Below are 21794 nucleotides of genomic sequence, written 5' to 3'. Positions count from 1 at the left end.
CAGGAGCTTGTCTACTTTGCCGGGCGGCTTATCAGCAGTGGCCGGCGCCTGAAACTGAGATTCAGCCGCCATGTGAAAGCCCATGCCGAAGCCTTTGGGCAGATCTACCACCGGCTGGCATACGGCTAGCGACGAGGAGCTGGCAAGCCTTGGAGGAATGGGTTTCCGGCAGGAAACCACTGATGTTGCTTGCCCGCGATCCGGGGAAAACATAGCAAAACGGTTCAGTTGTCAAAAAACAGGGACTACAGGCCAATTTGAGGAGCCGAATTCTTGGGATTCAGGGAGCCGATCCGCCAGGCCCCTCCCACTGGCCCCAAAACCAGCAGATTGAGCAATTCACGTCACGGATTCAGGTATGAGCAAACGACATTGAAGTAAACAATATCAACAAAAGGACCTTTATGTACTATTTGATCATATCCCTGCTCTTCCTATTTACCTTGAACTCTTCAGCATTAGCGGAAGAGAACCTTTTCAATAGCTACGCTGCCATAAAAGAGGAGACAATCCGGGTTAAAGATGAAGCCGGTGATTTTTTAACAACCCCTGTTGATACTGATCATTACGGACTGGTTGGCACCCTTGCCGTCGTAGGTGCCACTGGCCTGACCTATGTCTTTGACAAGAACATCAGGGACGAGGTGCAATCCACAAAGAGCAAGACTCTCGACAAAATCACCGATGTCGGCAGTTTTATCGGCGAGCCTCTCCTGCACATAGGTATTGCCGGAACTGTTTACGTAGGCGCGTTGTTGGCCGAATCTCCCAAGTACCAGGAAACCGGCCTTATGCTCGGAGAAGCCCTCTTCCTGGCCGACGCATCGACCTTAATCCTGAAAGAGTCTATCGGCAGGGAACGTCCCTTCATCGGCGGCGATAAAGGGCGTTTCAATCCTTTCCAGTTTAAAGCAGATTCCGACTCCCTGCCTTCTATGCATGCGGCCAGCTCTTTTGCAATGGCTTCGGTGCTGGCCACCACCTCAGAAAAATTCTATGTTAAACTTCTCTATTATTCAGCCGCTACTTTTGTTGGCTTTTCACGTATCTATCAGGACAAGCACTGGGCAAGCGACATTGTTCTCGCCGCTGCGATTGGTGAATTGAGCGGCAGGGTCGTTACTAACTATCATGCCACTCATGCAAGGGTTGCCATTGCGCCTATGCTTTCGGGAAATAGCACTGGTCTGGCACTGGTTGGGCACTGGTGACCCGATTACAGGGCAGTAAATTTTTCTTTAGGCGCTTTTGCGATATGGCCGCAACACCGAACTGCTGGCTTGTAGAGAGTTTCTTTTACAACGGACATCTGTCATGACAAAGTGCGTCTCTTATTTCCTGGCTATCGTGGTTAATGCAAAGCTGAAGAAAATATCCGGTGTTTTTTTTATTGCTTCCCTGATGGCCGGTTGTGCCAGCTTTCACCCGAAACCGATCACACCCACGGATAAGGCTTCCGCTTTTGAAGCCCGTACCCTCGACAATCCAGCTCTAAAGAAATTCATTGAGACGAACCTGCGCCAGGAGGTCCGTCCCTGGCCGCCTGAGGCCTGGGGCTTTACTCTTCTCTCGCTGGCGGCCGTATATTACCATCCTGATCTGGATGAGGCACGGGCCAGGCAGAAAAGCGCCGAGGCTGCGGTAGTCACTGCGGGTGCCCGTCCCAATCCTTCTTTCACCTTCACTCCAGAGTATTCGACCAACCCACCCGCAGGCATTTCCCCATGGATTCTGGGCGCCACGCTGGACATCCCCATCGAAACGGCCGGCAAACGGGGTTATCGGATTAACCGTGCCAAGTATCTTGCCCAGGCGACCGGCTTTGACATGGCCGCCGCTGCCTGGCAGGTAAGGAGCAAACTGCGCAAAGCCCTGCTTGATCTCTCTGCGGCGAGACAAAGCAGCCTCGTCCTGGAAACACAGGCGCAGCTAATGGATGATCTGGTGATGCTGTTTCGGCAACGCATGGCAGCCGGTGAGGTCTCGGAAAACGAAGTAAATACGGCGCAGATTTTTCTTGCTCAGACGCGGCTACAGTTGCAAAGCACGCAAAAGCGGGAAACCGAGGCTCGGGTAAATGTTGCTTCTTCCATTGGCCTGCCGGTCAAGGCTTTGGAAAACATTCAAATTTCCACTGAAACGATGGAACAGGTCTCTTCCCTCGCTGCGTTCTCTTTACCGGATTTGCGCCGCAGGGCGCTTCTCAGCCGACCCGATGTCCTGGCTGCCCTGGCGCATTACGATGCCGCCGACTCCTCCGTGCGACTGGAAATAGCCAAACAGTATCCGGATGTAAACCTCGGTCCCGGTTATCAATGGGACCAGGGGCAGAATAAATGGATTTTCGGTTTTACAGTAACTTTGCCGATTCTCAACCTGAATGAAGGCCCCATAGCTGAAGCAGAGGCGCGCAGGGGAGAAGCCGAAGCCCGTTTCGTCGCCCTTCAAGCCCGGATCATCGCCGAGATCGACACGGCGACGGCGACTTTCAATGCCGCCACGCGGAATTTGGCAACGGTGAACAGCCTGATAACTATTCAAAAAAACCGACTTGACTCCCTGGTCGCCACGTACAATGCCGGAGAGATTGATCGCGGTGCCTTACTCAATGCCCAACTGGATTACCATGGCGCCGAACTTTCCCGCCTGACCGCCCTGGCTGACCTGCAAGATGCGTTGGGCCGCCTGGAAGACGCCCTTCACTACCCGCTTGCTCCGGGAACGTCATCATCAACCTTTCCCGATGCAATTCCGAAAGCCGAAAAGGACAGATAGATGAAACGTGCATCGAAATTGGCACTCTTCGTTCTTATCCTGGGATGTCTCGCCGCGCTTCTGGTCTGGGCCTTCCTGGAACAGAGAGGGGAGCTCGCCCGGGAAAAAGAAAGGGATCAACCGATCAAACCACCCATGCGGGTTGTCTCCACCGAGCGGGGCAATCTCGTTGTTCTGGGCAAAACCACCATGGCTAAGAGCGGCATCCGGGTTGAGCCTCTCAAAGAGACCGCTCAATATGGGGAAGTGACTGCCTACGGGTCAGTGGTCGACATCCGGGAACTGCTCGATTGGCTGGAGAGCTATGCCAAGGCAGAGGGCGTGCTGGAAAAAAGCCGTGCGGAGCTGGAGGTCTCGCAGAACGAATACCTTCGCCTGAAGGGGCTGCACGACGACAGCCACAATGTCTCGGACAAAGCGTTGCAAGCCGCCGAGGGCGTCTGGCGCTCCGGCAAGGCCCAGGTTCGTGCTGACGAAGCATCGACAGGGAACCTTCGATCAATAGCCCGGCAGCACTGGGGAATCGTCATTACCGGATGGCTCGTGGAGCGAAATACGAACATCGACCGGTTGATCCGTCAAGAAAGGGCGCTTATCCAGATTACTGTTCCGCCCGGCACTTCCCTTCCTTCTCCCCCGCGCTCCATTCGGATCAAGGGGGCGACCTCCACCCCAAGGGGAGCCGTCCTGGTCTCACCATCCCCGCGCATGAACCCGAATATTCAGGGTTTCAGCTACTATTACCTCGCTTCCACGGAAAGAGAGAGCCTTCTTCCCGGCATGAACATTACGGCCTCCCTCCCGGTTGGGACAAAGATGAAAGGGGTCTACATCCCGTCATCAGCAGTGGTGTGGTGGCAAGGGAAGGCCTGGATCTACCTCCAGAGGAATGAAGAGCAGTTCGAACGCATGGAAATTCCCACCGAGCATGCGGTGCAGGATGGCTTTTTTGCCGCAAACAGCTTATCCCGCTCTGACAGGGTAGTAGTGACCGGTGCGCAACTTCTCCTGTCGGAAGAGCTTCGCTCCCAAATCAAGATAGGGGGGTGAAGGGAAGTATGCTCACCAAAATCATCGCTCTTTCACTGCGCTTTCGCGGCATAGTCATCGCTCTCGCCTGTGTTTTTGCCGGCTATGGTCTCTATACCCTTTCCCACGCCAAATACGACGTTTTCCCCGAATTCGCCCCGCCCCAGGTGGTCATCCAGACCGAAGCCACGGGGCTTGCCCCCGAACAAGTGGAAGTGCTGGTCACCCAGCCCATCGAAAATGCCGTCAACGGCGTACCGGGGATAGAAACGTTACGCTCCGGCTCCATACAGGGCCTTTCCGTTATTACCGTAACATTCCGGGTCGGTAGCGACATCTATCGGGATCGGCAGGTGGTTGCGGAACGGCTTTCCGCTGTCGCAGGGGAGTTGCCCCAAGGAGTACAGGCGCCGGTGATGACTCCGCTGACATCCTCGACCAGCATTGTGCTGGCAGTGGGTATGACCTCTGACAGCCGCTCGTTGATGGAGTTGCGGACTTTGGCTGACTGGACTATAAAGCAGCGCCTTCTGGCCCTTCCCGGCGTTGCCAAGGTGACGGTATTCGGAGGAGATACCAAGCAGTTTCAGGTCCAGATACGACCCGATCTCCTGGTCACGCACGACCTGGACATGGAAGACGTGCTGACGGCAGCCAGGCGCGCCACCGGCATCCGGGGTGCAGGTTTTATCGACACGAAAAACCAGCGCATCGTCCTGCAAACCAAGGGGCAATCGCTCACCTCGGAGGATTTGGCGCGGACCGTCGTCCTGCACAGAAACGGGGCGGTCCTGACGCTCGGGGACGTGGCGCGGGTGGTCGAGGCCCCTGAACCGCCGATCAGCGCCGCCTCGGTAATGGGAAAGACGGGTATCGTGTTGATGGTTTCCGCCCAATATGGCGCCAACACCCTCCAGGTGACCCAGCAGATCGAGCAGGCGCTGAAAGAGCTTCGTCCCGTCCTTGAGGCCCAGGGGGTCCGTATCCACCCGGATATCTTCCGGCCCGCGAATTTTGTCCGGACGGCCATAGGCAACATAACGTCCTCTCTCCTTATCGGTGCGCTGCTCGTCGTTGTCGTCATTTTCCTGTTCCTCTTCAATCTCAGGTCGGCGGCCATTTCCTGTACCGCGATCCCGCTGTCGCTGTTGGCGGCGGTTACGGTCCTGGAGCAGTTGGGGCTGAGCCTGAATACGATGACCCTGGGAGGGTTGGCCATCGCCATTGGAGAAGTGGTCGACGACGCCATCATCGATGTGGAAAATATCATCAGGCGCTTGCAGGAGAATCGCCGCCGGGATTCCCCCCTTCCTCCTCTGCGGGTGGTGCTCGACGCCTCCATTGAGGTGCGAAGCGCCGTGGTGTACTCCACATTCGCTGTGGCCCTGGTCTTTGTTCCCGTGTTAACCATGTCCGGCCTGGCCGGAAGGCTTTTTGCCCCACTTGGGATATCCTACATCCTCGCAATCCTCGCCTCGCTTTTCGTGGCGCTTACCGTTACCCCTGCATTATCCCTTGTCTTGCTTACCCATGAGGGCCTGGAAAAGAAAGAGTCGCCGGTCGTGCGCCGGCTGAAGGCAAGGTATGGCGCCTGGTTGCTGAAGGTCGAAAAGCATCCGCGTGCGGTGTTGTCCGGCGTACTGCTGTTCACTGTCGCCGGAGTGTCTACCCTGCCGTTCTTCAGCACGGCCTTTCTCCCCGAACTCCAGGAAGGTCATTTCATAGTCCACATGTCGGCCGTCCCTGGAACTACGCTTCAGGAATCGATGCGGCTGGGACGGCTGGTGACTGGCGAACTCCTGAAGATCCCCTCTGTGCGGTCCGTTGCCCAGAGGGTGGGAAGGGCGGAAAAGGCCGATGATATTCTGGGAACCCAGGACAGTGAATTCGAAGTGGATTTGAAACCGCTTGAAGGCGAGCAGGCCGAGCGAGCGCAGACGGAGATACGCACCGCGCTGGCGCAGTTTCCCGGCGCGAACTTTGCCGTCAACACCTTCCTGACGGAACGGGTCGAGGAAACCCTTTCCGGGTACACGGCTCCCGTTGTAATCAACATCTTTGGCAATGACCTCGATCTGCTGGACAAGAAGGCGCAAGAGGTTGCCAGAATAGTGGGGACAATTCCCGGAGCCACCGATATCCAGCTCCAGTCTCCGCCGGGCACACCGCAGCTTGTCGTGCAGCTGAACAAAGAGGGCCTTACCCGTTGGGGGTTCGATGCCGTTCAGGTGCTCGATGCCGTCCGCACCGCTTACCAGGGGGATACCGTCGGGCAGGTTTACGATGGCAACAAGGTCTTTGATCTCGCCGTAATCCTGAACCCTCAGGGTCGGTCAACGGTAGCCACTGTCGGCGCATTGCCGCTGCGCAGCCCGGATGGGACCTACGTCCTGCTGCGGCAACTCGCCAACATCTATGAATCATCGGGACGTTATGTGGCATTACACGATGGTGCGAGGCGGGTGCAGGCGGTAACCTGCAATGTGGCTGGTGGTGACACCGGTTCCTTTGTCGCCAGGGCCAGGAAACGGATTTTTTCGGAAGTTTCACTCCCCGCCGGCTGTTACATCGACTTTACCGGGACCGCGGCAGCTCACGCAAAATCGCAGAGGGACCTCCTTGTGCACTCCCTTCTGGTCGGCTTCATCATCGTTCTGCTGCTATCCATAGTCATGCAGAACTATCGCAACTTGCTGCTGGTCCTGGCTAACCTCCCTTTTGCATTGGTCGGCGGGGTCCTGGCGGTTTTCGCCTCAGGTGGTCTGCTCTCACTCGGTTCCCTGATCGGTTTTGTGACCCTGTTCGGCATTACGCTGCGAAATTCCATCATGATGATCTCGCACTTTGAGCATCTGGTCTCTATCGAGGGTATGCCCTGGGGAATCGACGCCGCCGTTAAAGGGGCCTCGGAACGGTTGACGCCGATCCTGATAACGGCAACGGTGACTGCTTTGGGGTTGCTCCCCATGGCGATCGGCAGCGGAGCGCCGGGACGGGAAATTGAGGGGCCGATGGCGATAGTGATCCTGGGTGGCCTGATAACCTCCACAATTCTCAATCTGCTTGTTCTCCCGACCCTGGCGCTTCGTTTTGGCCGGTTTGAGAAAAAGGAAAATAGCTGATTCTATTCTATTTTTTAAAGGTGACGACAGAAAATCGTTATGTCAAAGACAGCAGATTCATAAGCTTTTTCCTGCACTTAACATGTCCAAGTCGAGTTTTCAGGCATTCACGAACGCCTGTGGATGGTGATGAAGAAATCTTGGTCAAAACGCCCATTCCCCAGTGCTGAAAGGATGGCGATGGCTGTATGGATGTTATAAATTCCATTCTCCCCAACATTGAGCACTTCAAGATGCTCGGCTATTGGGTCGTTCTTCTCGTCTCACTCTTGGAGTCCCTTGCCTTTGTGGGGGTCGTGATCCCCGCAAAAGAAAAAGGGGACAGGCTACTTTCCCTGTCCCCACTTTCTCGGTCTACCTCTGGGATTCATCGTCGAGGACAATCCGAGGCTCTCGACTATCCGTTTCTGCCATCCCGGCGACCCGTACGGGGTCTGCCGATCGATACTTTTCTGCAATCGTTCCAATTCGCTCTCCGTTTCCGGCTGATCAACGTATGCTGTCCATGCCTGCGGAAGTTTTACCGGAAGCTCCCGGACAAGGCGTGTATCCCCTGCAGTACGGGAATTGTGCGAGCTCCACTCCCAGTCCGCCGCAGTTGACGCCAGTCCTGCCCTCACCGGGTTTGCTTCTATGTAACGGGCCACTGTCAGCAGATGTGCATCCTCCTGGACGATAAAGCTCTTGTATCTCCCTTGCCAGACATGGCCGCTGGTCCCGTAATGGCTGTGATAGCGACGCACGTGGCTGGTCATGAACCATTGCATCCAAGCGCTCAGGTCTTCGGCACGATCCGGCGCTACGAGCAGGTGATAGTGGTTCGGCATGAGGCAGTAGGCGTAGACCGCTACCGCATGACGCTCCGTGGCCTCCTTCATCAGTGCAAGAAAGGCCAGAAAATCTTCGTTCTTGTGAAACACCTGCTGGCGGCAGTTGCCTCGGTTGATTATGTGGTAGAAATGGCCGTCAGCCAGTCCTCTTGCTACTCTTGGCATCTCTTAGTCCTTAGAAAAGCAGCCTGTCCCCTTATTCACCCCCAGGCTTGCAATGTCGAAATAGCTGCAGAACCCTTTATCCCCCAGGAAGATGTCGCCTTTCTTGAACGTCTTCCACTGCTGACGGAACAGCGGGAGCTCGTGGTTCTTCTTGTTGCCGATGGCGTAACTGAGCAAGGCTCCGGTTTCCAATGAAAAGCAGGCACAGATACGGGCCGTAGGAAAACCGCATCCAGGCTTCTGGGAGGACGTCTGTGGCCAGACAGCTTGGTTCTCTGGTGTATCCGGCATACTGACACCCGTCCCGTCGACAACGATAACTCTTCGGTTGTTCAGCATGCCAGTCTCAGGCATTTGTTCGAGCCGCTCAGCCGTATGGGCAAGAATGTCAGAGAGCATCTGTTCCGGCAACTTTTTACGGGCCGTGCAATAAGAAGCGGTTGAGGATGAAGGAACCTTGATCCCCTTGATGGAGGCATACGATTGCAGCTTACGGATCACCTCCATACAGCCGCCATCGGAATCCAGCACTTGGCTGAAGAAGGCCCAGAAGGTGTTCTCCTTGGAAAACAGCCTTCTCCAACTCATGGCGCCAGAGGCTTCCTTCTTCAGCAGTGCTCGTGGGATGAATTTTTCAAAGACCTCACCGATTTGCTTGAACGACTTCTGTTGCAGCAAGGCCAGCTTTTCAGCGAGTTTGTGTTGAGCAGCACGAGGTTTCCGACGCCGAATCTGCCGACTAAAACCTGGAAGCATTGGTGTGGTATATGTCAAATTTCGCATGCGCAACAATAGCACATTTAATTAAACTTTGCTAATAAATTATAGCTACTTTGGCACATTTTTCACTCGCAAATACCCTTAAACTAGCGCCATTCCAGTCTGTCCCCTTATTCACCCTTAAAAACAACATAAATAACAAGAGCAACGGCGATTACCGCAGCAACGCCAATAATCCGAAGCGTTATGATGTAACTTCGAGTTTTCATCCAGCTTAAAAATGGATTAAATTTACCTACACCCTGCATAGAGCACTTCAAAGCGTATTCCTGAACCTTTTCAGGCCAAATAAGGCAAACAATGCCTACGATAAAAGTGGTTAATAATCCAATTAAAAGGGCAAGTTTCATTCTGTTCCGTCCTGTTCTTTGTCTACCAACCGATATTTGAGTGCCCCACTTGCCAAGAATACGTATAAACAGTGAGTTGCTGGCCGGGGTCCTGTTTCGTCTCCAAAAGGCCGTTGGCCCCGTAGGTATAGAGTCATTGGCCTTTCGCTCCCGGTTGGGTGACGCTGGCCAGGTTGCCGGCGCTGTAGCCCAGGAGATAGGGGTTCCCCGCCGGGTCGGTGATGCGGTTCAGCTTGCCGGTGCCGGCTTCGTAACCGAAGGTGACGCTCCGGCCGGTGGCGTCGGTGAAGCTGGCAACTCTGCCGCCGATGTAGGTAAAGCTCAGGGTGTTGTTGTAGCGGTCGGTGAGGACGGTGAGGTTGCCGTTTCCGTCGAAGGTGCGGACGAGACCGTCCGGCTCGGTGATGGTCAAGCTGTTGTCAACATTGCGGACCAGCCTGGAGTAATCGCCCTTCTGGGCGACATAGTCGGTGCGGTAGCGTTCGTACACCCGCCGGGTACCGCCTTCCCAGAAGACCATGGCGTTGCCTGCCCCCGGCTTGAGGGTGGCTTCGTAGGTGTGGCTCCAGCCGTTGCCGATGGCGCTCGGGGCAAAGGAGATGGAGCGGTAGTTGAGGGTGACGCCCGGGGAGAGGGGGCGGTTGTTGTTCAGGCTGAACAGCTTCTGGTCGTGGGAAAGCCGGCCGGTGCCGACGTTGACGCTGGAGCCGACGTTTTCTTCGTTGCAGGGGTGGTTGCCGTCACCGCTGCGGCAGACGGGAGGGGCCTGGGTCGCGTCGAGGATATGGGTGAAGAGTCTTCGTAGACCCCACCGGTAGGGTAGTCGGTCATCCGTTTGCCGCCGATGAGACCGCGATAGGCATCGGCGACTTTGAAAAAGTAGGAGCCCTGTTTGTTGCGGAAGGTGCGGGCCTGGATGCCGTTTGCCGGGATCATGATCTGGTTCGGCGACAGATCGACCTTGTTGCCGACCTGGGTCATGGTGACCACACCGTTCACGCAGGCATAATTCAGATAGACGTAGCGGATCACCCGGTCGTCGTTCATCCCCTCCTGGTGCAGTCCACCGCCACCGCTTCCAACCCGATCACCGACGCGTACCCCTGTGGGTCGCAGGTGTGCTGCGCGGCAAAGACACCAGGCACCGCACTAAGCAGCACGAAACCTAATACCAATAGGTGCCCAAAGACTGCTCTCGCTGCTGACGCGATGCGGCCGATTCCCCTCATGAGCTACTCCCTGGAGCTATATTTATTGTGTTATCGTTGTTACTAAGTGCCGGCAACTCTTCAAGAGGTGCCGGCTGTCGCACGTTAGTTATGAATGTCTGTCGCACGTCATCGCGTTGCACGCCGCCTATATAAATTAATTTTGATTTACTGTCAAGTTACAATCAAGCTACACAAAACATTTGCTTGCTTTGTATAATCATTTTTGCTAGTAAGTTAAGCATGATTCCAATTATCACCTTCTTTACACCATGTTGTAGCCATATCTTGGAAACTAATCTACACAGATGACTAAACGGATAAGCAGAGACATAGCCCGGCTGATGGGGCAAACCCTCAAGAGAATGCGCCGGGAGCGCGGCTGGACGCAGGCGGAATTGGCGGAATTAACAGGCACACACAAGGTCTATATTTCAGCCATGGAAAACGGCCGCGGCATCGGCAAACATATGCTCGACCGACTTTGTGAGATATTCGAGGTCGAAGAAGAGGCATTCATACACCAGGCGATTCCGGAAGCATCACAAGCGATCGATAAACGGCCCAGGGTGACGCTCATGATCCTGGAAGAGTTGGAAACTATGCCGGAATACGAACAGCTGCGCCTGTTGGCGGAAATAATCGAGAAGCGTATGAAGACGCTGGAAGGGCAGATAGGTCAATTGAAAGGAGAGCTAGACGTTACTTGGTAGCGCAAATGTTGAGGTTACCTCAGATACCCGTTCCGGAAAACGCCGGCCTATATCCCCATGCATACTAACCCGACAGCAAACCTGCGCCAATCGGTCAGGGATGGCCTGACCGCCGCCTGGCCCATCTGTCTCGGCTATCTCCCCATCGGGTTCGCCTTCGGCGTGCTGGCCCAGCAGGCCGGGCTCGGCCCCTGGCATGTGGCGCTCATGTCGCTCTTCGTCTTTGCCGGCAGCTCACAGTTCATCGCCGTGGCCATGCTCGCTGCCGGGACGACTCTCCTGCCGATCGTCGGCACCACACTGGTGGTCAACCTGCGCCATACCCTGATGAGCTCGTCCCTGGCTCCCCACCTGCATGGTGCCGGTCGCCGCTTCCTGGCCCTGTTCGCCTACGGGGTCACGGACGAGAGCTACGCCGTCAACATGAGCCGGTTCCGGGACGGCGGCTGGCACCGCCTGAGTGCCCTGACCCTGAACCACGCCGCCAATCTGACCTGGCTGTTCAGTACCGTTGCCGGCGTTTTTGCCGGCCAGCTCATTCCCCAAAAGGCCTTTGGCATCGACTACGCCCTCACCGGCATGTTCCTCTGCCTCCTGGTCTTCCAGCTCCGGGGGAGGATCTACTGGGTCACGGCCATTATCGGCGGGGTACTGTCCCTCCTCTTCTACCTCATCCTTCCCGGCAACGCCTATGTGTTCCTTGCCGCCCTGGGGGCAGCGACCCTTGTGCATTTCCTGAAGAAACGGCGTAGCCGTTGGAGCGCGCCGTGATCAGCCGCGACTACCTCCTGCTCATTGCCGGCATGGCCCTGGCAACCTACCTCCCCCGGTTGGCGCCGTTACTGCTCCTCTCCGGGCGGCAGCTCCCCGCCTGGCTCAGGGAATGGCTCGACCTTGTTCCCGCCGCCATCCTCGGTGCCCTGGTGGCCCCGGCCATCTTTGCCGCTGCCGGTCCCCGCCGCCTGGAGCTGTTACGGCCGGAATTCCTGGCTGCTGTGCCGACCTTTGCCGTTGCCCTGAAGACCCGCTCCCTGGGAGGGACGGTGGTTACCGGCATGCTCCTCTACTGGCTGGCAGGGAAGTTTTTCTGACGCCGTCCCGCTCTTAACGGAGGTCCTGTTACTTCTCCCGGAAGGTGAACCTGTAGCTGAAGGCCTTCGGCTCCAGCCAGTCGAGCGGCTTCCCCCCCACCTCGGCATAGGGATAGCCGAAGGTGTTCAGAGGTGCGCCGGCTTGGGGCGGGTTCAGGACCAGGTCCCGGCCAGCGGCAATGACCACCCGGTAAGGGTCGATCCCTCCCCAGAAATACTCCCGGTACTCCCTGGTCTTCGGGCTGTCCGGCTCCAGTTTTTCCACCAGCATCGCCTTGAGTACGTCGGCCGGATCGGCGGGCACCCAGCCGTAACCCGGAAGAAAGAACTCAGCCCAGCAGTGCTGGTAGCCGGTGATATCCTCAACCGGCTTCCTGCCCAGCCGAACGCCGAAAAGTTCGCGGGCCGGAACGCCGGCAGCGCGGCAGAGGGCGATGAACAGGGACGAGATGTCGGTACACTTGCCGCCCGGCCTTTTCAGCAGGTTGCAGACATCACCCGTGCCGCACCCCCTGGTGTTCGGGTCCCGGTAGCTGTTGTCGCAGGTCCAGTCGTAGATGGCCCGCGCCTTGGCCAGAACGGTCGTCTTCCCCCTGGTGATCCGGTCGGCAAGCTCCTTCACCTCACCATCTATCGGCCCGAGACTCGTCGGCCGCAGGTATTCGGCAAAGTCGGCCGGGTTCCACGCCCCTTCCCTTTCCGGCAGGTTCCGCCGGAGAACCTCCTGTCGCTCCACGCTAAAGGACAGGATCAGGGTGCGACTTTTCGCCCCTTTCGGCCACGAGGCAAAGAGCATGGGGGTCTTGTTGGCCCGATCGGTGTAGACCCCGGCCGTGCCGTAGTCGCCACGGTACGAGATGTCGTTGACAACCTGGTCCCGGTCGGAAAACGGGTAGGGTATCCAGAGCCGCACCTCCTGATCCCGGTCGTGCCCGGTGAGATCGAACTCCATGGTGACGACACCGGACCGGCTCTTGGCCCAGCAGGTGCCGGTGCCGGCAATGATCCCCATCACCAGAAAAATCAACAGCCGCCTCATGAACAAACCCCTTTCACACTGAAAGCATACAGATCAACTTGAAGTCTGTAGGGTACTCATGAAACGCTCGATGGTCAAATTAGTAGTTTTGATGCAAACGAACGGTCGGATTGGTTTAATCGATAACATTCAGCGGACGTCGATCCCCTTTCGGAAGAATCATGTTGACACGGCCGGCTGACCTAACCGATGATGAACGCCGTTTATCATTAAATCGGTACCGTCGTGTGGCGCGCCCGGCCCGGATAGGCCGCACCATGGGACCACAGGAGACACCATGCAGCGCAAGGCCCTCGCCCTCCTTTCCGGCGGGCTCGACTCCACACTGGCGGTCAAGGTCATGCTCGACCAGGGAATCGCCGTGGAGGCACTCAACTTCACCTCCCCCTTCTGTACCTGCACCGGCAAGAATACCGGCTGCAAATCCGAAGCGGTCCGTGTTGCCGAAGAGTTCGACATTCCGATCAAGGTCATGACCAAGGGGCTCGACTACCTGGAGGTGGTCCGGCGGCCTCGTCACGGCTATGGCAAGGGGCTGAACCCCTGCATCGACTGCCGCATCTTTCTGCTGCGCAAGGCGAAGGAATACATGACCGAAAGCGGGGCAGACTTTGTCATCACCGGCGAGGTGCTCGGCCAGCGACCCATGAGCCAGCGGCGCGACACGCTCCGGGTTATCGAACGGGAAAGCGGGCTGGAAGGGCTGCTGCTCCGCCCCCTGTCGGCCCAGTTTTTCGAGCCGACCATCCCGGAGCGGGAAGGGTGGGTCGACCGGAGCAAGCTCCTCGCCATGAAGGGGAGATCGCGCAAGGACCAGATCCAGCTGGCCGAAGAGCTGGATGTCAGAAACTACCCCTGCCCGGCCGGCGGCTGCCTGTTGACCGAGACCTCTTTCGTCCCCAAGGTGAGAGATGTGTTAGACCATAGCGACGAGTTGAACCTGCGCGATTTCCGCATGCTCAAGATCGCCCGTCATTTCCGCCTCGGCGAACGCACCAAAGTGCTGATCGGCCGGAGCGAAGCGGACAACAACCTCCTGGAAGCTGCCGCCCAGCAGGGCGAGACAGCCCTGCGCTGGGTAGACGGCAGCAGTCCGCTGGGGGTGGTCATGGGGCGCCAGGACGATGACTGCATTACGCTCGCGGCAAAAATCCTGCTGCGCTACACCAAGGCCGAGCCCGGCGCCGACTGCGCCGTGAAAGCCACGGTGGACGGCCGTGAACAGCTCATCACCGTTGCCAACGAATTTTCCGATGCCGCGGTGGAACCGTACCGGGTGTAGCGCCGATACACTCCATGAAAAATACCCCCACCGCGACCGGTCTTGACTTCCAGTCGGAGCAGCGCCCAATGCTCCGCTTCCTCCTTGTCCTGACGGTCGCCTCGACCCTCGGGGTCCAGGGGGCGGCAATACTGTTCAACAACTTTGCCGTGGAGGCGGTTTCCCTGGATGGCGCCCAGGTGGGGCTGATCCAGTCGGTGCGGGAGATCCCGGGCTTCCTCTCCCTGCTGGTGGTCTTCGTGCTGCTCGTCATCCGCGAACACCGGCTGGCAGCTCTCTCCATCATCTGCCTCGGCATCGGCGTCGCCCTGACCGGCTTCTACCCGACCTTGGGCGGGCTGATCTGCACCACCCTGCTGATGAGCTTCGGCTTCCACTACTTCGAGACCACCAACAACTCCCTCACCCTCCAGTACTTTACGACCGCCACCACGCCCCTGGTCTACGGCCGCATTCGGAGCCTGGCGGCCGTCTCCAGTATCGTTGCGGGCGGCCTTATCTGGCTCCTGGATGGCATGCTCGACTTCCGAGGTCTCTATCTGGCCATCGGTGGGCTGGTGGCAATGCTGGGCAGCTGGGCACTTACCCGGAACCCCACCCATGGCGGTGTCCCGATTCAACGGCAACGGATGGTGCTGCGCCGCCGCTACGCCCTTTACTACTTCCTCACCTTCATGTCCGGCGCCAGGCGGCAGATTCATATCGCCTTCTCCATGTTCCTGCTGGTGAAGGTCTTCCACTTCACGGTCAGGGAGATGACTGTCCTGTTCATCGTCAACAACGCCATCAACTACTTCCTCAATCCCCTGATCGGCCGGGCCATCATTGCCTTTGGCGAGCGGAGGATTCTCTCCCTGGAATACGGCGGCATCATCTGTGTCTTCCTCACCTACGCCTTCACCGGCTCGAAGCTGGTGGCAGCCGCCATGTACATCCTCGACTTCATCCTCTTCAACTTCGCGGTCGGCATCAACACCTACTTCCAGAAGGTGGCAGACCCGCGCGACATCGCGCCGAGCATGGCGGTCGGCTTCACCATCAACCACATCGCTGCCGTTGTGCTGCCGGTGGTCGGCGGCGCCCTCTGGATGGTCGACTACCGGATACCATTCATCGTCGGCGCCTGCCTGGCCCTGGTGGCGCTTGTCGCCGTGCAACGGATGAGGGTGCCGCAACCCGCCTGATGGAAGTCAAACGTCTGGAAAGGTATAGGTGTAGAGGGGAATGGTAACCTCCTGAAATTGGCTAACCATGACCATTCAGCACCTCAGCCGCGACAAAATATGTCACTTGGCCAAAGATCGACGCTAATCATAAAGGGAAAAGTGAATATTGTTACGGGGGGCACGTCACTGAAGAATCGATTTTAATAAAACCGGGACGCCGTTGGCCCGGTTTTGGTTTACTACTTTGCTGGTTGGACCAAACAGGATGCACTTTCTTTCTTCGCAATGTCGCCCACCCTGATCTCACCACTAACCACCTCAGCTTCAAAGTAATGCTCTCCGGCATAGGAAAGCACCTTAACTTTCCCTACCTCTTTTGACTGTGGATTTTTTGCGCCGCCAGTCGAAAACACCCAGAGGCTGGTTACGCGCTGACAATCGGCAAAGATCCATTGACGTGGAAATGAATTCAGACAAACCGCCAGTGAACCGATAACATAAAAAAGACGTTACCTCTAGCGAGGAGGCTTACCATGTCAATCCCCCCCATCTCACCGAACAGCGTGGTGGTAAACCCCACCGAACTCAATCCCCACGTGCAGGTTGCCCAAAGCGCGACAGTTGCCAAGTCTGCCGCAAAAGCCGATAAAGCGATCGAAAAGACCAAGACAGATTCCGTCACCATCTCGCGACAGGCGGCGACCATGGCGGCAAGGGTTCAGAAGCAGGAAGACCGACAGGGAAAAGAGAAGTAGATTTTTTTCTTGGCAGGATCTCGGTCACAATTTCCTTAGGCGAGACGAGGGAGTATCGGATTGCGAAGGGCCGCCCTGATTACGGGCGGCCCTTCCGTTTTTGCATAGGACGAATTCCGGAGTTTTTTGGGGTGGCCTCGTACGAAAAAAGGCGCCGGTAAACTTCCTTGAGTGCCGGCGCCTTTTTTTTAATGGTCTATTGCGGTCTCTATGCCGTAACCGGTTGTTTGTCGTACGTAGAGCTCGTCAAACATCTCTTCTTCACGCCGGTTGCGGAACAACAAAGTTGCCACAATGGTGGCGAAAAAGCCGACGGGCACAGAAAGGATGCCTGGATTTTTGAGCGGGAACAGGGGGGCATCGAGACCAATCAAGGATGTGCCATCCTTGTTCTGGGCATAATCAGCCCGTGCCTTTTCCAGGGTTTTCAGATCTTTTTCTGCCAGCAGGATACCTGAAGCCTGTTTTTTCTCTAACGTCTCAACAATCTTCTGAGCATCGGCGGCGATCTTTTTCGGATAGGTCATATTTGGTGAAACCATTAACACGCCAATGGTAAATACCGTGCCAACAACAAGACCGGTTACGATCCCAGCGCTATTGAAACGTTTCCAGAAGAGAGCAAACAGGATCACCGGGAAGTTTGCGGACGCAGTTACCGCGAGAGCAAGGCCGACCAATTGTGCGATATTCAGATTTTCACAGGCAATTCCCAGCACAATCGCAGCTATACCAACTCCAAAGGAAGCGACCCTGGCGACTTTTATCTGTGTGTGTTGATCAGCTTTACCATCCTTGATGATATTGACGTACAGGTCATGGGCAATGGCTGCCGATGATGCCAGCACCAGTCCGGATACCACCGCAAGGATGGTAGCAAAGGCAACCGCACAGACAAAGGCCAGGAGCAGATCACCAGCGATCGTGCCGGCGCCGCCACCGATGTACTGGGCAATCATGAGCGCTGCCATGTTACCCCCTTTATCGACAGCCATGACCTGCTGAGGAGTAAGGTAAAGAGCGGTTCCAAAACCCAAAAATGAAACCATGATCAGAAAGATGCCGATCAGGAACATGGAGACAACGACGCTTTTGCGGGCTTCTTTGGCATTTGGCACGGTAAAGAAGCGCATCAACACATGCGGCAACCCGGCAGCGCCAAGAATCCAGGCCAGTCCAAGTGAAATCTGGTCCAGCGGATTCTTGAAAAACAGGCCCAACTCCAGAAAGCGTTGACCGTAGTCGAAACCGGGCTCGACAACCGGATGTTTCAGAATGGCGCGGACATGATCCTGAATTGGTTTACTCGATGCAACTTCCTCGAAGAACTGAAACGGGTTGAACCCGGTTTTCCAGAGCATGGCACCGGTTAAGAGTACGCCGGTGAATATGAGAAGAGCCGCCTTTATGATCTGTACCCACGTTGTCGCTTTCATGCCACCAAAGGCAACGTAGACGACAATCAACGTTCCTACGCCGATAATCGACGTTTTATACGGCACACCCAGCAGGAGTTGCATGAGTTTACCAGCCCCCACCATCTGGCCCAGCAGATAAAAAATGGAGACCACGACAGCCGAGGCGGATGCCGCCCCGCGTACCCATTTAGAGGATGTACGAAAGGCGAGAATGTCCCCCAGGGTGTACTTGCCGGCATTGCGGCACGGCTCGGCAATTATGAGGAGCACCGTCAAAAAGCTGATGATTATCCCGACAGAATACATGAACCCATCGGGACCAAAGAGAGCCATAAGTCCTGTGATGCCGAGGAACGTGGCCGCCGAAAGGAAGTCGCCGGCAATTGCCCAGCCGTTCTGCATACCTGAGATCCCACCACTGGCAGCATAATAGTCAGACGCTGTCTTGGTTTTCCGTGAAGCCCAGACGACAATCCCGCCCGTAGCCGCGACAATCAGCAAAAACATGCTGATGGTAAACATCCTATTGGTCTGGATTTTTTTGGGCATGGCTGTCGGAGTTTTTGCAACTGCGGCAGGAATAGCCCGGGTAGCGGCTGATGCCGGCGCTTGCGTGATAGCAGCAACTGGTGCGACAGCCGGCTTTCCCGCCGGATCGGCAGCAATCGCGAATGTGCCGAGGCTCAGGTATATCATCAATGACAAGACCAGATACTTCATTTAAGTTCCCCCTTGTTGATCAGTTCAATCACCTCCACCATAAGTGGGTCGAATACCTTGTTGGATTTATTGGTATAGATGATGGCAATTGCCCATGACAAAACGAATTGGAAAAGACAAAAAAGATACCCAAAATTAAGTCGGCCGATAATCTTTGCGTTGAAGAGACCTGGGGCATACATCGCTCCGATCAGGACCAGGAAATACGAGATGGCCCCGACAATCCATAACCCAACGAGAAATCTGGTTTTCTTTTGGCGCAGTTCGACGAATTTCGGACTTTGGGCTATTGCCGACCAATTAGTTGTTTCTTTCACTCAAGGCTCCTTTTAGTTTATTTGTTTCAATGAGACAGGAGAACCGGAACGGTCAAATGCCTGAACACGAGCTCGGCAACCGGGCTCAGGGCGAGAGCTCCCCGGCGGTTGGGGGCAAATGCCCCCATGACCAGCAGGTCGGCCGTATGTTCGCAGACAAGGTTGAGGATTTTGTCGCCGACCGATAGATTCCCACCACAGATCTGGTCGGTTCGGGCTGTTACCGCATGCCGGGCGAGATAGCTGCGGACGTTCATGAAATCGCTGTCACTGTCGGAGGTGATCACTTCCGCGCCGACACCGACGACGGAGACATGGTGGGACTTTTCGATATGCGGCATGGCGTCGTGCAGGCTCCTGACCGACTCCCGTCCCGTCTTCCAGGCGATCATGATCCGGTCTCCGGCCGTTTCGAACGATCCGGTATAGGGGACGACCAGCACGGGCCGCCCACAGGTCATCACCAACTGCTCCGGGAGGTCCGTGGGGACGTTCAGGCCCGGGGTGCGATAATTGGTCTGCCCGACGATGACCAGGTCCGAGTAGTAGGCCTGAACGGTCACAATATCCGAAACACTGGCCCCGATTACCGATGAATCGGCGAAGACCCATTCCGAGGCGATCCCGGCTGCGGCCGTTTTCTCCCTGAACATCGTCTCGACCCGCTCCAGACTGGCCCGTTCGCCAATGCCGCGGGATTCGTAATAGGCCTGGGTTATCGGATACATCCCCCGCAGACTGGCCCCATGCTTCCGGGCATAGAGGATGGCCAGATCCAGCCTGCTTTCTGCGGCATCGGAATCGTCCAGATGCACCAATATGTCTTTGATTCCCACGATATGGCTCCTTGCCTGATGTTTGGCTGCCCGCCGGTTGCTCCCGCGCCGGCTACGTTCCCGGTGCAGCTTTCTTTTCCTTCCCCAGATACGCACGCTTGACCTCGGCATTTTCCATCAGTTCATCTGCCATCCCTTCCAGGATGACCTTGCCGGTTTCCATCACATACCCACGGTCGGCCAGTTTCAGGGCCGCCTTCGCATTCTGTTCCACCAGGAGGATGGTCATGCCGGTTTCCTGCCGCAGCCGTTCCAGTACCCGGAAGATTTCCTGGACCACCAGCGGCGCAAGCCCCATGGAGGGCTCGTCCAGGAGCAGCAGTTTCGGCTTGGCCATCATGGCCCGGCCGATGGCGAGCATCTGCTGTTCCCCGCCGGACATGGTACCGGCCAGCTGATTGCGACGTTCCTCGAGACGGGGAAACAGTCTGAATACCTGGTCCATGTCCCGGTGAATGGCCGCGGTTTTCTCGGAACTGCGGTAGCGCAGGTACGCCCCCATTTCCAGGTTGTCCTCTACCGACAGCGGCTTGAATACCTGGCGCCCCTCGGGCACCTGGGATATGCCGAGTTTGACGATCCGGTCCGGCGCCAGCGCGGCAACGGATTCGCTCCGGAAGCTGATCTCTCCGCTGGCCGCAGGGGTTACCCCGGAAATGGTGTTGAGTATGGTGGTCTTGCCGGCGCCGTTGGCACCGATCAGGGTCACGATCTCTCCCTCACCCAGGGACAGGGAGACATCCTTCAGGGCGTGCACCTTGCCATAGTAGGTGTTGACATTATTGACACGGAGCATGGCTATTCGTCCTCCCCCAGGTACGCCGCAATAACTTCATGATTGTCCTGGATCTCGCGGGGTGTCCCTTCGGCCAGTTTTCTCCCGAGGTTCAACACCACGATCCGGTCGCAGATATCCATGATCAGTTCCATGTCGTGCTCCACGAGAACGACCGTGATGCCCGTCTCCCGTATCCGCTGGATGAGTTTTGCAAGCTCCAGGGTCTCCTGGTTGTTGAGGCCGGCGGCCGGTTCATCCATCAGTATGATCTGGGGTTCAACGGCCAGGGCGCGGGCAATCTCGAGCAACCGCCCTTTGCCGAAGGGGAGGTTGCCGGCGGTGACGTCGGCCAGGTCGGAAATCCCGGTGAAGTCCAGCCAGTTCAGGGAGTGTTCCCGAATGCGGCGCTCTTCCGCCATGTTCCAGGGCATCTTGAGACCGCAGGCCATAAGCCCGCTGGAACTTTTCGTGTGCATGCCGACCATGACGTTCTCGTGGACGGTCATGCCGCCGAACAGTTCGATGTTCTGGAATGTACGCACGAGCCCCAGCCGGGCCAGACGCTCGGGCGGCAGTCCGGAGACATCCGCCCCATCCAGCAGTACCTTGCCGGCAGTCTGGGTGTAAATGCCGGTGATGATGTTGAAGAGGGTGGTCTTCCCGGCGCCGTTGGGGCCGATCACTCCGGTAATATCCCCCTTGGCAATGGTAAAGGAGACGCGATCGAGGGCGGTGACGCCACCGAATACCTGGCTGATGCCGGAAACTTCAAGCATGCTCGACCCCTCCTTCCGACTTGAGCGCGGTCTTTCCTTTCGACTTGAGCAGTTTCCGGTACAGTTCGGGAATGCCCCGCACCAGTCCCCCCGGCATGTATATGACCATTAGCATCAGGAGGCCGCCGTAGATGATGATGTCGTAGTCGTGCGCGGCACGCAGAAATTCGGGAAGCAGGGTGAGGAGCGCGGCTCCGAGGAATGATCCGTAGATGCTCCCCAACCCGCCGATGACCACCATGGTGAGCAGTTCGACCGAGAACGTGAAGCCGAACGAGGCGGGTGAGATGAACGTCATCGTGTGGGCGTAGAGACTCCCGGCCAGGGCGCAGAAAACGGCCGAGACGGCAAAGATCTGGACTTTGAGCAGCCGGGCGTTGCCCCCCCCCCCCCGGGCCGCCACTTCCGAGTCGTGCACCGCACGCAGTGCCCGGCCGATCCTGGAATTGGCCAGATTGAGGGAGAAGAGAACCATTAGCAGGGTGAAGACCCAGACCAGATAATAGTTTTTCAGATCCGAATCAAACGTGATGCCGTTGATCGAAAGGTTGGGTATGCCGGAAAGGCCCGAAGGTCCGCCGGTCAGATCGACCGTCTCGTTGAAGACGATGTAGATGATGATGCCAAGGCCAAGCGTTGCCATG

Annotated in this window: 22 protein-coding genes and 1 pseudogene; 10 read left to right on the top strand and 13 right to left on the bottom strand. The window is 56.9% G+C overall.

What is annotated here, in order from left to right:
- Nucleotides 1-404: 404 nt before the first annotated feature.
- The 4 genes from JN12_RS19540 to JN12_RS19525 all read left to right on the top strand — a co-directional run bounded on the left by JN12_RS19540 (nt 405) and on the right by JN12_RS19525 (nt 6926).
- Nucleotides 405-1211, top strand: coding sequence for a phosphatase PAP2 family protein (locus JN12_RS19540; protein WP_145025962.1), 807 nt, complete (start codon nt 405-407; stop codon nt 1209-1211).
- A 103-nt stretch (nt 1212-1314) separates the two neighbouring features.
- Nucleotides 1315-2775 carry a TolC family protein gene (locus tag JN12_RS19535; RefSeq protein ID WP_145025959.1) on the top strand — a complete coding sequence of 487 codons (1461 nt, stop codon included), beginning with the start codon at nt 1315-1317 and terminating at the stop codon, nt 2773-2775.
- Entirely contained in the window at nt 2776-3825 is a 1050-nt protein-coding gene (locus tag JN12_RS19530; protein WP_145025956.1) for an efflux RND transporter periplasmic adaptor subunit, read from the top strand.
- 8 nt (nt 3826-3833) lie between these two features.
- Nucleotides 3834-6926: an efflux RND transporter permease subunit gene (locus tag JN12_RS19525; RefSeq protein WP_145025953.1), complete on the top strand. Its 3093-nt coding sequence runs from the start codon at nt 3834-3836 to the stop codon at nt 6924-6926.
- Nucleotides 6927-7252: 326 nt separating this feature from the next.
- On the opposite strand, the gene JN12_RS19520 is transcribed toward JN12_RS19525, so the two are convergent.
- From JN12_RS19520 to JN12_RS19500, 6 genes and pseudogenes are all read right to left on the bottom strand, one after another.
- Nucleotides 7253-7921 carry an REP-associated tyrosine transposase gene (locus JN12_RS19520; RefSeq protein WP_145025950.1) on the bottom strand — a complete coding sequence of 223 codons (669 nt, stop codon included), beginning with the start codon at nt 7919-7921 and terminating at the stop codon, nt 7253-7255.
- 3 nt (nt 7922-7924) lie between these two features.
- The gene (locus JN12_RS19515; RefSeq protein ID WP_246125932.1) at nt 7925-8704 is read right to left on the bottom strand and encodes a transposase; all 780 of its coding nucleotides are present in this window, start codon (nt 8702-8704) and stop codon (nt 7925-7927) included.
- A 107-nt stretch (nt 8705-8811) separates the two neighbouring features.
- Nucleotides 8812-9051, bottom strand: coding sequence for a hypothetical protein (locus tag JN12_RS19510; protein ID WP_145025947.1), 240 nt, complete (start codon nt 9049-9051; stop codon nt 8812-8814).
- Between the two features lie 133 nt (nt 9052-9184).
- Nucleotides 9185-9571, bottom strand: coding sequence for a hypothetical protein (locus tag JN12_RS19505; protein ID WP_145025944.1), 387 nt, complete (start codon nt 9569-9571; stop codon nt 9185-9187).
- 33 nt (nt 9572-9604) lie between these two features.
- Nucleotides 9605-9703, bottom strand: a pseudogene (locus JN12_RS21280) (hypothetical protein); the annotation flags it as partial.
- Nucleotides 9700-10098, bottom strand: a complete 399-nt coding sequence (locus JN12_RS19500; protein WP_145025941.1) for a hypothetical protein — start codon at nt 10096-10098, stop codon at nt 9700-9702. The pseudogene JN12_RS21280 and the gene JN12_RS19500, both read right to left, overlap by 4 nt.
- Nucleotides 10099-10567: 469 nt before the next feature.
- Between JN12_RS19500 and JN12_RS19495 the strand changes: the two genes are divergently transcribed.
- The 3 genes from JN12_RS19495 to JN12_RS19485 are packed head-to-tail and all read left to right on the top strand — an operon-like array spanning nt 10568 to nt 12063.
- The gene (locus JN12_RS19495; protein WP_145025938.1) at nt 10568-10972 is read left to right on the top strand and encodes a helix-turn-helix domain-containing protein; all 405 of its coding nucleotides are present in this window, start codon (nt 10568-10570) and stop codon (nt 10970-10972) included.
- 57 nt (nt 10973-11029) lie between these two features.
- Nucleotides 11030-11743 (top strand): AzlC family ABC transporter permease, encoded by a 714-nt coding sequence (locus tag JN12_RS19490; protein ID WP_145025935.1) that lies wholly within the window; start codon nt 11030-11032, stop codon nt 11741-11743.
- A complete protein-coding gene (locus tag JN12_RS19485) occupies nt 11740-12063 on the top strand; it encodes an AzlD domain-containing protein (RefSeq protein ID WP_145025932.1) in 324 nt (107 codons plus the stop codon). The genes JN12_RS19490 and JN12_RS19485 overlap by 4 nt, the downstream gene beginning before the upstream one ends.
- Nucleotides 12064-12091: 28 nt before the next feature.
- Here JN12_RS19485 and JN12_RS19480 read toward each other — a convergent pair whose 3' ends face one another.
- Complete coding sequence (locus JN12_RS19480) at nt 12092-13102, bottom strand: transglutaminase-like domain-containing protein (protein WP_145025929.1); 1011 nt, start codon at nt 13100-13102, stop codon at nt 12092-12094.
- Nucleotides 13103-13379: 277 nt separating this feature from the next.
- Here JN12_RS19480 and JN12_RS19475 point away from each other — a divergent pair, with 277 nt between their 5' ends.
- From JN12_RS19475 to JN12_RS19465, 3 genes are all read left to right on the top strand, one after another.
- Nucleotides 13380-14384: a hypothetical protein gene (locus tag JN12_RS19475; protein WP_145025926.1), complete on the top strand. Its 1005-nt coding sequence runs from the start codon at nt 13380-13382 to the stop codon at nt 14382-14384.
- A 14-nt stretch (nt 14385-14398) separates the two neighbouring features.
- A complete protein-coding gene (locus tag JN12_RS19470; protein WP_145025923.1) occupies nt 14399-15568 on the top strand; it encodes an MFS transporter in 1170 nt (389 codons plus the stop codon).
- A 515-nt stretch (nt 15569-16083) separates the two neighbouring features.
- Nucleotides 16084-16305 carry a hypothetical protein gene (locus JN12_RS19465; protein WP_145025920.1) on the top strand — a complete coding sequence of 74 codons (222 nt, stop codon included), beginning with the start codon at nt 16084-16086 and terminating at the stop codon, nt 16303-16305.
- A gap of 188 nt (nt 16306-16493) precedes the next feature.
- Here the strand turns inward: JN12_RS19465 and JN12_RS19460 are convergent, their stop codons facing one another.
- The 6 genes from JN12_RS19460 to JN12_RS19435 form a co-directional block, all read right to left on the bottom strand.
- Nucleotides 16494-18443, bottom strand: coding sequence for a solute symporter family protein (locus JN12_RS19460; RefSeq protein WP_145025917.1), 1950 nt, complete (start codon nt 18441-18443; stop codon nt 16494-16496).
- A complete protein-coding gene (locus JN12_RS19455) occupies nt 18440-18760 on the bottom strand; it encodes a DUF485 domain-containing protein (protein ID WP_145025914.1) in 321 nt (106 codons plus the stop codon). The genes JN12_RS19460 and JN12_RS19455 overlap by 4 nt, the downstream gene beginning before the upstream one ends.
- A 26-nt stretch (nt 18761-18786) precedes the next feature.
- Nucleotides 18787-19596, bottom strand: coding sequence for a universal stress protein (locus tag JN12_RS19450; protein ID WP_170242088.1), 810 nt, complete (start codon nt 19594-19596; stop codon nt 18787-18789).
- Between the two features lie 52 nt (nt 19597-19648).
- Nucleotides 19649-20392: an ABC transporter ATP-binding protein gene (locus JN12_RS19445; RefSeq protein ID WP_145018537.1), complete on the bottom strand. Its 744-nt coding sequence runs from the start codon at nt 20390-20392 to the stop codon at nt 19649-19651.
- Nucleotides 20393-20394: 2 nt separating this feature from the next.
- Complete coding sequence (locus tag JN12_RS19440) at nt 20395-21150, bottom strand: ABC transporter ATP-binding protein (protein ID WP_145018540.1); 756 nt, start codon at nt 21148-21150, stop codon at nt 20395-20397.
- Nucleotides 21143-21794, bottom strand: a 652-nt coding sequence (locus JN12_RS19435; RefSeq protein WP_145025909.1) for a branched-chain amino acid ABC transporter permease, incomplete at its 5' end; no start/stop codon positions are given. The genes JN12_RS19440 and JN12_RS19435, both read right to left, overlap by 8 nt.

This window comes from Geobacter argillaceus, assembly GCF_007830735.1.
Lineage (GTDB): Bacteria > Desulfobacterota > Desulfuromonadia > Geobacterales > DSM-12255 > Geomobilibacter > Geomobilibacter argillaceus.
This window is presented reverse-complemented; position numbering and strand designations above follow the sequence as displayed.

Excerpts from the sequence above, each read along its gene's own strand:
- JN12_RS19515 (WP_246125932.1), bottom strand. The coding sequence starts at position 8,704 with ATGCGAAATTTGACATATACCACACCAATGCTTCCAGGTTTTAGTCGG.
- JN12_RS19445 (WP_145018537.1), bottom strand. The coding sequence starts at position 20,392 with ATGCTCCGTGTCAATAATGTCAACACCTACTATGGCAAGGTGCACGCC.
- JN12_RS19440 (WP_145018540.1), bottom strand. The coding sequence starts at position 21,150 with ATGCTTGAAGTTTCCGGCATCAGCCAGGTATTCGGTGGCGTCACCGCC.
- JN12_RS19490 (WP_145025935.1), top strand. The coding sequence starts at position 11,030 with ATGCATACTAACCCGACAGCAAACCTGCGCCAATCGGTCAGGGATGGC.
- JN12_RS19505 (WP_145025944.1), bottom strand. The coding sequence starts at position 9,571 with ATGGTCTTCTGGGAAGGCGGTACCCGGCGGGTGTACGAACGCTACCGC.
- JN12_RS19480 (WP_145025929.1), bottom strand. The coding sequence starts at position 13,102 with ATGAGGCGGCTGTTGATTTTTCTGGTGATGGGGATCATTGCCGGCACC.
- JN12_RS19510 (WP_145025947.1), bottom strand. The coding sequence starts at position 9,051 with ATGAAACTTGCCCTTTTAATTGGATTATTAACCACTTTTATCGTAGGC.
- JN12_RS19540 (WP_145025962.1), top strand. The coding sequence starts at position 405 with ATGTACTATTTGATCATATCCCTGCTCTTCCTATTTACCTTGAACTCT.
- JN12_RS19535 (WP_145025959.1), top strand. The coding sequence starts at position 1,315 with ATGACAAAGTGCGTCTCTTATTTCCTGGCTATCGTGGTTAATGCAAAG.
- JN12_RS19465 (WP_145025920.1), top strand. The coding sequence starts at position 16,084 with ATGTCAATCCCCCCCATCTCACCGAACAGCGTGGTGGTAAACCCCACC.
- JN12_RS19525 (WP_145025953.1), top strand. The coding sequence starts at position 3,834 with ATGCTCACCAAAATCATCGCTCTTTCACTGCGCTTTCGCGGCATAGTC.
- JN12_RS19520 (WP_145025950.1), bottom strand. The coding sequence starts at position 7,921 with ATGCCAAGAGTAGCAAGAGGACTGGCTGACGGCCATTTCTACCACATA.
- JN12_RS19470 (WP_145025923.1), top strand. The coding sequence starts at position 14,399 with ATGAAAAATACCCCCACCGCGACCGGTCTTGACTTCCAGTCGGAGCAG.
- JN12_RS19475 (WP_145025926.1), top strand. The coding sequence starts at position 13,380 with ATGCAGCGCAAGGCCCTCGCCCTCCTTTCCGGCGGGCTCGACTCCACA.
- JN12_RS19460 (WP_145025917.1), bottom strand. The coding sequence starts at position 18,443 with ATGAAGTATCTGGTCTTGTCATTGATGATATACCTGAGCCTCGGCACA.
- JN12_RS19530 (WP_145025956.1), top strand. The coding sequence starts at position 2,776 with ATGAAACGTGCATCGAAATTGGCACTCTTCGTTCTTATCCTGGGATGT.
- JN12_RS19495 (WP_145025938.1), top strand. The coding sequence starts at position 10,568 with ATGACTAAACGGATAAGCAGAGACATAGCCCGGCTGATGGGGCAAACC.
- JN12_RS19500 (WP_145025941.1), bottom strand. The coding sequence starts at position 10,098 with ATGAACGACGACCGGGTGATCCGCTACGTCTATCTGAATTATGCCTGC.